Annotated in this window: 6 protein-coding genes and 2 pseudogenes; 2 read left to right on the top strand and 6 right to left on the bottom strand. The window is 70.7% G+C overall.

All coding sequences use genetic code 11. The features are described 5' to 3' along the window. Positions 1-122 precede the first annotated feature (122 nt). A complete protein-coding gene (locus tag ACFOY6_RS12790) occupies positions 123-3,452 on the top strand; it encodes a DEAD/DEAH box helicase (protein WP_379651050.1) in 3,330 nt (1,109 codons plus the stop codon). A 39-nt stretch (positions 3,453-3,491) separates the two neighbouring features. On the opposite strand, the pseudogene ACFOY6_RS12795 reads toward ACFOY6_RS12790, so the two are convergent. Further along, a pseudogene (locus tag ACFOY6_RS12795) lies at positions 3,492-3,809 on the bottom strand (IS3 family transposase); the annotation flags it as partial. A 61-nt stretch (positions 3,810-3,870) separates the two neighbouring features. Between ACFOY6_RS12795 and ACFOY6_RS12800 the strand changes: the two are divergent. Beyond that, a pseudogene (locus tag ACFOY6_RS12800) lies at positions 3,871-4,037 on the top strand (transposase); the annotation flags it as partial. Positions 4,038-4,257: 220 nt separating this feature from the next. Here ACFOY6_RS12800 and ACFOY6_RS12805 read toward each other — a convergent pair. From ACFOY6_RS12805 to ACFOY6_RS12825, 5 genes are all read right to left on the bottom strand, one after another. Then, positions 4,258-5,835, bottom strand: a complete 1,578-nt coding sequence (locus tag ACFOY6_RS12805) for an ABC transporter substrate-binding protein (protein ID WP_379639422.1) — start codon at positions 5,833-5,835, stop codon at positions 4,258-4,260. 41 nt (positions 5,836-5,876) lie between these two features. Beyond that, a complete protein-coding gene (locus ACFOY6_RS12810; RefSeq protein ID WP_379638380.1) occupies positions 5,877-6,644 on the bottom strand; it encodes an SDR family NAD(P)-dependent oxidoreductase in 768 nt (255 codons plus the stop codon). A gap of 16 nt (positions 6,645-6,660) precedes the next feature. Beyond that, complete coding sequence (locus ACFOY6_RS12815) at positions 6,661-7,524, bottom strand: polysaccharide deacetylase family protein (protein WP_379651052.1); 864 nt, start codon at positions 7,522-7,524, stop codon at positions 6,661-6,663. 660 nt (positions 7,525-8,184) lie between these two features. Beyond that, positions 8,185-9,864 carry a hydantoinase B/oxoprolinase family protein gene (locus tag ACFOY6_RS12820; RefSeq protein WP_109519117.1) on the bottom strand — a complete coding sequence of 560 codons (1,680 nt, stop codon included), beginning with the start codon at positions 9,862-9,864 and terminating at the stop codon, positions 8,185-8,187. Then, the gene (locus tag ACFOY6_RS12825) at positions 9,861-11,924 is read right to left on the bottom strand and encodes a hydantoinase/oxoprolinase family protein (RefSeq protein WP_379651054.1); all 2,064 of its coding nucleotides are present in this window, start codon (positions 11,922-11,924) and stop codon (positions 9,861-9,863) included. The genes ACFOY6_RS12820 and ACFOY6_RS12825 overlap by 4 nt, the downstream gene beginning before the upstream one ends. Positions 11,925-11,963 lie beyond the last annotated feature (39 nt).

Consider the following 11,963-nt stretch of genomic DNA (forward strand, 5'->3'; position numbering starts at 1 on the left):
ACCAGGACCACCTCGCTCACCATGACGCTATCGCAGATGCGCTGAAATCATTGCCTTTCACCGTCGCTGCCGGCGTTCCACCACTGATGGAGCTGCAGTTCACGCACGGGGCGAGAATGACGATGATCGCATCGGAACCGGATGGCCGGCTGTCCGCATGGTTGATTGAGCGCGCCACGGAAGCCGGCGCGGCCGGTGTGGTCTACGTATCTCGCAGCGAAGCACGGGCCGGCCGCATCGCCCTGGCTGTCCGTGCCCTGGAGCCAGGGCTGGAGGCGCTGCTGCTGCCCGCCTGGGACTGCCTACCCTATGACCGCGCCTCGCCCTCGCGGGCCGTCATGGGAACGCGCATGGCGATGCTGGCGCGCCTTTCCCGCCCCGCAGCCGGACCGCGCCTGCTCGTGGCGAGCGTCGAGGCCCTGGGCCAGTATCTCCCGCCAGTGGAAGCTTCGGCGGGCCTGACCCTGCGGTCGGGCGATCCTTTCGACGAGGACACGATCAGCCGGCGTCTCGCACAGCTGGGCTACCTGTTCGACGACCGGGTGGACGAGCCGGGCGAGGTGGCGCTGCACGGCGCCGTGCTGGACGTGTTTCCGCCGGGCGACGGCAGCCTCCCCTGCCGCGTGGAGTACGCCGAGGGGCGCGTCAGGGCCATGCGCCGCTACGACCCCCTGACCCAGCGCAGCGCAGAGGATGCGGCCGAGCTCCTGCTCCCCCCCGCCTCCGAGGCCGTTCTACCCGATGACACGCAGGAGGAGCACAGGCCGGGGCTGGAGCATGCCCTGCCGGAGTTGTACGAGCGGCTGACGGCACCGCTCGACCTGCTGCCGGGCGCGGCCCTGGTGCTGGACCCGGAGGTGGAGGCGCTGCGCCGCGCGCGCGAGACCGAGGTGGCCGACGCCTACCGCACGCGCCTGGCCCTTGCCTCCGCCTCCGGGAACGCAAGGCGGCTTCCGGAGCCGGGGCGCTTCTTCCTGGGCGAGGCAGGCTGGGCGGCCGCCCTGGAAGGACGGCGGGTGATCACCCTCGCCCAACCGGACGGGGAGGAAAGCGACGCCGCACTGCCCGCCTTCGCGGAGGCCGACGATCCCGCGGAGGCCTTTCTGGACTTCGTCGAAGAACGGCACGCGGCCGGCGGCAGGGTGGCGCTGGCCGGAAGCGAGGGGCAGCGCGGCCGGGCCCTGGCCCGCCAGGCGGTCCGGCGGCTCGGCGCAGCGCCCGTGCCGCTCGCCGGCTGGCTGGAGCTGCGCGCCGCTCCACCCGGCACGATGGGGCTGCTCCCGGGAGCGCTGGAAGCCGGCTTCATGGAGGGCGAGGTCGCCGTCATCGCCCCTGGCGATGTGCGGCCGGCGCCCGCGCGCGGGCATGGCCCGGACCGCGCCACCATCCTGCCCGGAAGCGGGGCGGGGCTGCAGCCGGGCAACGCCGTGATCCATCTCGACCACGGGCTGGGCATTCTGCGCGGCGTCGAGACGGTGGAGGTTGGCGGATCATGCCTGGACTGCCTCCGGCTCGAATATGCAGGCGGCAATGTGCAGCTCGTGCCCCTCGACGAGATGGACCGGTTGTGGCGCTACGGCGCGGAAGCCGAGGGCCTGACGCTGGACCGGCTGAATGGCGAGGCCTGGCTGCGGCGGCGCGCCACGGTGGAGGCGCAGATCGCCGAGGCGGCCGCCGAGCTGGCGAGGCTGGCACGGCTGCGCGACGCCCGGAAGGCCCCCGTGCTCCGCCCGCCCCGTGCGCCCTTCAACCATTTCGAGGCGCGCTTTCCCTTCATCCCCACCATCGACCAGGCGGATGCCATCGCCGCGGTTCTGGCCGATCTCGCCTCGGGGCGGCCGATGGACCGCCTGGTCTGCGGCGATGTCGGCTACGGCAAGACCGAGGTGGCGCTGCGGGCGGCGGCGGCCGCCGCCCTGGCAGGCCGGCAGGTGGCGCTGCTCGCGCCCACCACCGTGCTGGTCCGCCAGCATCTGGAGGGCTTCCGCCGGCGCTTCGCCGGCATGGGCATCCGGGTGGAGCAGCTGTCCCGCCTCAGCACCCCGGCCGAGGCGCGCGCCGTCAAGGCGGGGCTGTCCGATGGCTCCGTGCGCGTCGTCATCGGCACGCAGGCGCTTGCCTCCAAGAGCGTGCGCTTCAAGGACCTCGCCCTGTTGATCGTGGACGAGGAGCAGCGCTTCGGCGCCTCGCAGAAGGCGGCGCTGCGCCGCCTGGGCGAGGGCGTGCATTTCATGGCCCTCACCGCCACGCCCATTCCACGCACCCTGCAGCTGGCGCTGGTGGGGCTGCAGGATCTCAGCGTCATCGCCACGCCGCCGGCACGGCGTCAGCCGATCCGCACCACGCATGTCGCGCTCGATGACGCGGTGCTGCGGCAGGCGCTGATGCGCGAGCACCGGCGCGGCGGGCAGAGCTTCGTGGTGTGCGCGCGTATCGAGGACCTGCCGGCGATGCAGGAGCGAATCACGCGGCTGCTGCCCGAGCTTTCGCTCATCGAGGCGCATGGCGACATGCCGGCGGCGGAGGCGGATGCCGCGCTCCTGCGTTTCGCCGGCGGCGAGGCCGACGTGCTGCTGAGCACCAACATCGTGGAAACCGGGCTGGACGTGCCGCGCGCCAACACGATGCTGATCTGGCGCGCCGACCGCTTCGGGCTGGGCCAGCTGCACCAGCTGCGCGGCCGCGTAGGCCGCGGGCGGAACCGCGGCACGATCTATCTGCTGACGGACCCGGCGGAGCCGCCATCTCCTTCCACCCTGAAGCGGCTGCGCACCCTGGAAGCCTTCGACCGGGTCGGGGCCGGCTTCACGATCAGTTCCCGCGACATGGATCTGCGCGGTGCCGGTGACCTGTTGGGCGAGAGCCAAGCGGGCCACCTCAAACTGATCGGCGTGGACCTGTACCAACACCTTCTGGGCCGTGCCCTACGCGCGGCCCAGGGGGAGAAGGTTCCGGAAGACTGGACGCCGCGCCTGGTGGCGGACGTGCCTGCCTTCATCCCGGAAAGCTATGTGGAGGAGGAGGCGCTGCGGGTGGAACTGCACGCGCGGCTGGGCGAGATCCTGCGCCAGGGAAACAGAGGCGGGCCGGAGCATGCGCTGGAGGATTTTTCCGGCGAGATCACGGACCGCTTCGGCCCGCTGCCGGAACCGGTGGAGAACCTTCTGTCGCTGGCGCGGCTGCGGCTGCGCTGCCGTCGTGCCGGCGTCTCGGAACTCAAGGTGGGCCCCAGCGCCGCCGCCGCGAGCTTTCGGAATGCGCTTCCTCATGCTGAACCGCCACTGGAGCGGAAAGGGAAGCGGCTGGTTCTACGCCGCGAGAGCCAGGATGTCGCGGGCATGTTGGCTACCGCGGCCGAACTGCTTGACCGGGTGATGCGCCCGGGCCGGAGCGCGCGCCGTCAGGGCGCGCAGCCCGACAAAGCCAGGCGGGACAAAGCCAGGCCGGATTGAACCGGCCCGTGCCTGCCGGAGGCCGATGGGCTTGAGGCGGGCTGCCAGCGCAATCTCCTGCCGGGCAGCATAGTAGCGCGCCTCAGCCCTGGCCGGCGCAGTGCCGCCGATCGGTCCGAGGAGGCGGCGGTGGCCGAACCAGTCCACCCATTCGAGGGTGGCGAGCGCGACGGCCTCCATGTTGCGCCAAGGGCCGCGTCGGCGGATCACCTCGGTCTTGGACAGGCCGATGACGGTTTCGGCAGACGCATTGTCATGGGAGAGTCGCCGGCGCTGCCGACGGAGGGCCGATATCGGCGTGAGCAGGCGCTCTGCATGCTGGATCGCAACGTATTGGTTGTCCCGGTCGCTATTGTGGGGCCGGCTGCAGCATGGGTTGCTGCGGCGCCTGCGCCATGCGGGCCGCATCGGCTGGGGCCGCGCCTGCCGCCGCCGCATCGAGAGCTGCCGGAGGCCGGGCAAGCCCCGATGGGTCATCGAGCGCACCTTCGCATGGTCAACCGTTTCCGCCGCCTCGCCATACGCTACGAGCGCAGGATTGACATCCACCATGCCTTCGCCGCGCTCGCCTGCTCCCTCATCTGCCCCGAGGCACTGCAGGGCAGGTTTCAAAAGGCGATGTATGTCGCCCAGGCGCCGGATATGGACGTCCTTTGGACCTGCTCCGAAGCAATGACTGGCGGCGCGAGGGCCGCGCCGGTTCTGGCGTGAGGCCAGGGCGCCGGGAGCAGGCCCGCTATGGCGCCGCCGCCCGGCCTCCACCCTGCTGTGCTGGGGATGGGGGGGACCTGTCCACCCCTTCCCGTCAGGTTTTGCGGACGTTCCAGAACAGCGGAAAGCCGCGCAGCACGCCTTCCAGGTTGCTCCGATAAGCCGCCGCCTGCAGGAACTGCCCGGCCGGAATATAGGGTACATCCCGGAAGGCCTGTGCCTGAAGCCGCGCGGCAATGCGCTGCTGTTCCGCGAGCCCTGACGCCGCAAACCATTCGCCGACAAGGCTCTCCACCTCCGGCAGGTCCGGCCAGCCTGCCATCGCCCTGTCGCCATTGCCGCGCAGCGGCGCGCTCAGCGCCGGATTGGTCATGTCCACACCCGTCAGGGCGGTCATGTAGCAGCTCCAGCCGCCATTCTCGACCGGCTCGCGGCTCGAGCGGCGTGCCGTCAGCGTGCCCCAGTCAGAAAGCTGATAGTCAACGTTCATGCCGCATTTCCGCAGCATGTCCGCGGCGACCTCGCTGAGTCCGTGGATGAAGGTGGGGTCCGTGGCGCCCAGCAGAACCACCTTCTCGCCCTTGTAGCCGGCAGCCTCCAGCTCCCGCTTCACCTTGGCGTAGTCGCGCGGGCCCTGGAACACGCCCATGCCCTCGTCGCTGGCCATCGGCGTACCAGGAGTGAAGAAGCCGACAGGCGCCTTCCACATGGCCTGGTCGTCGCCCGCCACGGCCATCATGTAATCGGACTGTTCGAAAGCGCCCAGCAACGCGCGGCGGATGCCCGGATTGTTGAAGGGTGCGTGCAGGTGGTTCAGCCGCATGAAACACATCATGCCGGCCTGCTCCTGCACCGCGACCCGGACATTGCGCATGCGCTTCAGCAGCGGAAGCATGTCGTTGGCCGCGAATTCGAGCCAGTCCTGCTCGCCCGCCCGCAGGGCGGCGGCGGCGGTGGAGGCTTCGGGGATGGTGGTCCATTCCACCCTGTCCACATGCACCACCTTGGGGCCCGCCGTGCCGTCGGCCGTGCCCGAACCGCGCGGCACATAGCCCTGGAACCGCTCATAGACCGCCCGTGCGCCGGAGACGCGCTCGCCGGGAACGAAGCGGAAGGGACCCGATCCCACCATCTCGGTCACCTGGGTGAACGGGTCGGTCTTGGCCAGACGTTCCGGCATCATGACCGGCAGCAGCGGCGGCAGCTTGCCAAGCGCCTCGGGCAGCAGCGGGAAGGCGTGCTTCATGCGGAACTGGATGGTCTTGTCGTCCGGCGCCGAAAGCTCGTCCGTCGCGGCGAGCAGCGCCTGGCCGAAAGGATCGCGCGCACCCCACCGCCGGATGCTCGCAACGCAGTCCCGTGCCAGGACCTTCTCGCCATCGTGCCATGCGAGCCCGTCACGCAGGGTCAGCCGCCAGAGGCGGCCCTCCTGTTCCATGACATGCCCTTCCACCATCTGCGGCGAGGCGCGGAAGTTGCTGTCCTGCCCGTAAAGCATGTCGAAGACCATGTAGCCATGGTTTCGCGTCGCATAGGCCAGGCTGAAGACGGGATCGAGAAAGCTGAGGTCGGTCTGCGGGATGAAGCGCAACACCTTGCTCTGCTGCGCGAGGCCGAGCGAGGGCGCGGCGAGGGTCGCCGCGCCGGCCGCGAGGAATGTACGACGCCTCATGTCTCTGCTCCTGCTGATGAAGGCATTGCGGTCAAACGGGCTCAGGAGCTGGTCGCCGCGGGGGCCGCGCGGGCGGTCAGCCATCCGCCATCGACCACCAGCACCTGCCCCGTGACGAAGGAGGCATCATCCGAAGCAAGGAAGGCGGCGACGGAGGCGATCTCCTCAGGGCGCCCAGCACGGCGCAGCGGCGTGGGCGCCAGCATGTTCGCAACGTAACGCGGATTCTTCAGGTGATCGGCGGTCATCGCCGTCTCGATCACGCCCGGGGCGATGGCATTGACCAGGATGCCCTCCGGCCCGAGGTCGCAGGCCAGCTGCCGGGTCAGCTGCGCCACCCCGGCCTTGGCAACGGCATAGGCCGCCGTGCCTGGGTAGCCGACGAGCCCGAAGATCGAGGACAGGTTGATGATTCGCCCGCCCGGGCGGGCCAGATGCGGCAGGCAGTCCCGCGTCACGCGCAGAACCGCCTTCAGGTTGATGTCGACGAAGCGGTCGATCAGCTCGTCATCCGACTCTTCGAGCGTCCGGCTGCCACCGATGCCCGCGTTGTTCACCAGGATGTCCAGCCGCCCGAAGGCATCGAGCGCCGCCGCCGCGAGACGTCCGCCGGCGCCCTTTTCATTGACATCCAGCGAGACGGCCACACCGCCGAGCCCGCGTGCAACGCCTTCCACATCCGCCGATCGGTCGGCGAGGACGACCCGCGCGCCATCTCGTGCAAGGCGCGCCGCCGTCGCGGCGCCGATGCCGCCGGCGGCGCCCGTGACAATGGCCACGCGGCCGGAAAGGCTTCGTTGTTCGGTCACGGCGTTTTTCCCGTCATCAGCGCGGCAGCGGGGAGGGCGAGGCGGCTTGGCCACCCTGCCGGGCGCGGAACTCCTGCTGGACCTGGTCCAGGGTCAGGAAATCGGCGCCCATCCTGCCAAGGCCATCGATCAGCTTCTCCATCATCAGCATCCGGTGGCCACGGCCGCTGACATAGGGATGAAACGTGTAGACCAGGACGCCCCACTCCGTGGTGCGGCACATGTACTCGAAATCCGCCAGCCAGTTTGCCAGGACCGCATCGGCATTGGCCAGGCCGGGCATGATGCCTGCCGCGGTGCGGAAGAACTCGAAATGCGGGTGGTCGTCGAGCGACCAGCTGATCGGCACCTCGACCAGATCCGTCGTCTCGCCAAACGCCAGCGGCGCATCGACCGCAACCTTGTCGCTGCGGCGGGCGAAGTAGGGCTCGCAGTCATGGCCCATCATGCTGCTGTCGTAGCGGCATCCATGTTGGATCATGAGGTCGATGCTCTGTGCGCTGAGGTCCCAGGCAGGGGACCGGTAGCCGGCCGGGCCCTGTCCCGTGAGACGCCGGATGGACTCCACGGCACGGGCGAACTCCTCGGCTTCCTGCTGCGGCGGAAGCTCGGCGGGCGGAATGTGGCTCCAGCCGTGGTGGCCTATCTCGTGCCCTCCCGCCACCACGCGCTCGCAGGCTTCCGGGTAGGTCTCGATGACGACGCCGGGGATGTACCAGCTGCCCTTGATCCCGCGGCTGGCCAGCAGGTCCAGGATGCGTCCGGCACCGACCACCCCGAACTCTCCACGTGAGATCGGGGTTGGCGTCATCATGCCGCGCGCCGCGAAGCCAGACCAGGTATCGAAATCATAGGAGAGGCAGGCGATGTGGCGGGGCAATCTGCATATCCTCTTCAGATGAGGCCCAAATTCAGGCCTGGCGCTGCGCGGGCAAAGGGTGCGGAACAGGCTCCGCTTCTCCAGAGCACGGCCGCTGACCAGAGCAGAGCAAAGCAACCTCAAGGGAAAGACCGGCCAACAGGTTATCCAAAACCGTATTGACCATCGATACTTTCATATTGAGTAATGGTGTTGGAGAGTTCTGGCCGTGTCAATGAAGAACCCTCCGGCCTTCAGCCGGCCGGCGCAACGTTGCCTCGGCCCGCCCACCGGCCTGCACGCGCCGCCTTCCTGCGGACGCACCGGGCCGATGCTTTCGGCGCCGTGTCCGCAATCCTTGCGCCGCTGCTGCAGGCGCGTCAGGCCCGGCGGTTGTGTGCTGCTGGAGGGTCCACAAGCGTCAGTCCTTGGAGATGCTGGAAATGGGTCAGGCGACCATGGCGGGCAGCCTGACACCCTTGCCCCGGACGGACGAGGGGCGGTTCAGGGGACAGCACGGGGCACCACGCGCTTGCCGCCCTCATTGACCGCAGGGGCGATGATCGCGCCACGGTTGCCGTCGCGAACCTTCATGGAGGTGGCGTCGAGCCAGAGACGGGGCCTCCATGCTCCGCTCAGCGGCGGGCCAGCATGTCACGCATCTGGCCGACGCCGGCGCCCTCAGCCAGCCGCGGCGGCGGCACTGGGAGGGCGCACATAGCGGCAGGCAGCGTCGTTCGCCCGCTCTGCCGCGCCGCGCTCCCCCGGCGGGCCGTAGCCGCCGCCGCCCGAAGTCTCCAGCCGGATGGTATCGCCCCGCCGCAACGGCAGGTTGTTCACCTTGGAGGGCAATGGCCGCCATTCGCCATCGCGGATCAGGTAGAGCGCGCCGGCGCTGCCCGGCTCACCACCTTCCAGCCCATAGGGGCGGAACTTGAAGCGTTCCAGATTGGCGGTGAAGACCGCCGCGGCGCTGTCCACCCGCCATTCGCGGAACAGGCCCAGCCCGCCGCGGTGCCGCCCGGCGCCGCCCGAGCCATCCAGCAGGCCATAGCCCGTCAGGGTCAGCGGCACCTCGGCCTCGATCATCTCGACAGGGATGGAGGCGTTGTTGTGCATGCCGTAGGCCCAGGCGTTCAGCCCGTCCTGGTCGTGATAGGCGCCGGTGCCGCCGATCTCGATCTCGACCAGCACGCCGCGCGCGCCATCCTCGCCGATGGTCTGGAAGGAGCAGACATAGGAGACGCCGTAATAGGCCGCCGGCACCCGCCCCGGCACCGCCTGGTGCAGCGCGCCGAACATGGTGGTGGCCAGCCGGTGCGCCACGGCCACGCGGTTGGCCACCGGCGCCGGGTGGCTGGCATGCACGATGCTGCCCTCCGGCGCGATGATGCGCACCGGCCGGTAGCAGCCGGCATTGGCGGGGATGTCGCTGTCGGCCACGGCCAGCACGGCATAGGCCACCGCCGAGCCGGAGGAAGCCAGCGTGGCGTTCACCGGCCCCGCCGCCTGCCGGCCGCAGCCGGAGAGGTCCACCACCATCTCCTCGCCCCGCACCTCGATGGCGGCGTGAATGCGGATGGGGTCGGGCAGGATGCCGTCATCGTCGAGGAAATCCTCGAAGCTGTAGCGCCCGTCGGGGATGCGGCCGATCATCGCGCGCATGGCGCGCTCCGAGCCGTCCAGCAGCTGGCGGCAGGCCTCCAGAATGGTGGCGGCGCCGAAGCGGGCGGCGAGGCGCTGCATCGTCCCCTCTCCCACCGCGAGGGAGGCGAGCTGCGCCTGGAGGTCGCCCCACAGCATGTCCGGGCGGCGGACATTCTGGCGCATCATCGCCAGCACGTCCTCGTTCATCACGCCGGCGCGCACCAGCTTCAGCGGCGGGATGCGCAGCCCCTCCTGGAAGATCTCGGTGGCCGTGGCGGCGTAGCTGCCGGCGGCCATGCCGCCCATGTCCAGATGGTGGCAAAGCGTGCCGACGATGGCGATGCGCCGGCCACCGACCACCACCGGCCGGAAGGCCAGGATGTCGGGGATGTGCTGGCCGCCGCAATAGGGGTCGTTGGTGATCACCACATCGCCCTCGTCCCATGCCTCCAGCGGCAGGAAGTCGCGGATGATGGTGAGCAGGCCGGCGCTCATCGAGTTCAGGTGGCCGGGGATGCGGGCGGACTGGGCGACGTTGTAGCCCTCCGCGTCGAACACCGCCGTGGAATAATCCAGCATCTCGCGCACGATGGTGGAGCGGCTGGTGCGCCAGACGGTGACATCCATCTCCGCCGCCACGGCGGTGAAGGCGTTGCGCAGCACCTCAAGCGTCACGGGGCCGAGGGTGGGCGTGGGTGGAGGTGTGGCGTTCATGCGGCGTCTCCCTGCGGCATCCTGCGCGCGATCAGCGTGCCCTCCGGGCCGGGCGCGCAGCGCCAGCCGGCGCTCAGCAGGATGGTGGTGTAGTCCTCCTCGATCAGCGCCGGGCCGGAGGTCTCGCCCGTGATGGCGGCGCGGCGGTGCACGGCCACCGGCTGCCAGCGCCCGTCCAGCAGCACGGGGCGCGTCTCGGCGGCGGGCGGCGCGGCGGCGGCCTCGCCACGGCGGATCGCGCCGGCGGGCAGCAGGCCGGTGGCCGAGAGGCGCAGCGCCACCAGCTCCACCGGGGCGTCCGGGTTGGCGTAGGAGAAGCGGGCCTGGTGGCTCTCATGGAAGGCGGCCAGCACGCGGACCAGAGCTTCCTCATCCGCCGCCGCCTCCGGCCAGGGCACCACCAGCTCCGAGGCCTGGCCCTTGTAGCGCAGGTCGGCCGAGACGGCGGTGCGGCGCTGGTCCGCCGGCACGCCATCCTCCTCCAGCAGGGCGGCGCCGCGCGCGCGCAGCTCCGCCAGGGTGGCGCCGATGAAGTCCAGGCTCGCCGCCGTGGCGGGGATCACCCGGCTGCGCGCCAGGTCATGCACGATGTTGGAATGCAGGATGCCATAGGCGGAGAAGGTGGAGGCATCGGCGGGGAAGACCACCTCGCCGATGCCCAGCTCCTCGGCCACCGGGATGGCGTGCAGCCCGCCGGCGCCGCCGAAGGAGAGCAGGCTGAAATCGCGCGGGTCCAGCCCCTTCTCGAACAGGCTGAGCCGCGCGGCGGTGGCCAGGCTGGTGTTGGTGACGGTCATCATGCCTTCCACCGCCGCCTCCGGCCCGAGGCCGAGCGGCGCGCCGAGCCGGGCGCGGATCGCCTCCCGCGCGCCGTCGAGGTCGAGCGCCATGCGGCCGCCGAGGAAGTAGCGCGGGTCCAGCCGGCCCATCACCAGGTTGGCGTCGGTCACGGTGGGCTCGGTGCCGCCGCGGCCGTAGCAGACGGGGCCGGGGCGGGAGCCGGCGCTGCGCGGACCGACGCGCAGCCGCCCCGCCTCGTCGATCGCCGCGATGGAGCCGCCGCCGGAGCCGATGGTACGGATCTCGATCATCGGCAGGCGCACCGGCAGCTCATCGATCTCGCCCTGGGTCATCTGCGTCACCGCGCCCTCGCGCACGACGCAGACATCGAAGCTGGTGCCGCCCATGTCGACGCCGAGCAGGTTGGGCCGCTCCAGCGCCTCCGCCATGCGCAGCGTGGCCAGCGCCCCGCCCGAGGGGCCGGAGAGCAGCAGCCGTGCCGGCTGGCGCGCCGCCACCTCGGGCGAGCAGACGCCGCTGTTGGACTGCACCAGCAGCAGCCGCGCCGGCAGCCCCGCCGCCCGCAGGCGCGCCGAAAGCTGGCCGAGATAATGGCCCACCACCGGCATCAGCAGCGCGTTCAGCACCGTGGTGGAGCTGCGCTCATACTCGCGGATCTCGGGGCTGATGTCGGAGGAGAGCGAAACCGGCAGGCCGGGGAAGCGGCGGGCCAGCCATTCGCCCAGCATCGCCTCGTGCGCGCCATTCACATAGGCATGCAGCAGCGTGACGGCGACGGCCTCGGCCCCCGCCGCCTCGATCCGCGCAGCCAATGGTTCCAGCGCAGCGGGGTCCAGCACGCGCTCGGCGGTTCCGTCGGCGCGCATCCGCTCGGGCACGCCGAAGCGGCGGTCGCGCGGGATCAGCGGCGCCGGGCGGCGCTGGCGGGCGGCATAGATGTCCCGCCGGGCGTGGCGGCCGATCTCCAGCACGTCCTCGAAGCCGGCGGTGGTCAGCAGCACGCCGCGCGCCAGGCGCCGCTCCAGCACCGCGTTGGTGGCGATGGTGGTGCCGTGCAGCAGCAGCCGGATGTCCGGCAGGGCGAAGCCGAACTGCGCCGCCGCCTGCTCCAGCCCGGCGAGCAGGCCGATGGAGGGGTCCTCGGGCGTGGTCGGCGTCTTCAGGCTGTGCAGGGAGCCGTGGCGCTCGTCCAGGATCTGCAGGTCGGTGAAGGTGCCGCCGATGTCGATGCCGACGCGGATGAAGGGATCTGTGGACACGGAGGCTCCGGGAGCGAAATCGGGAGGGAGGGTCATGGC

Source organism: Teichococcus aestuarii (assembly GCF_042651065.1).
Classification (GTDB): Bacteria; Pseudomonadota; Alphaproteobacteria; order Acetobacterales; family Acetobacteraceae; genus Pseudoroseomonas; species Pseudoroseomonas aestuarii.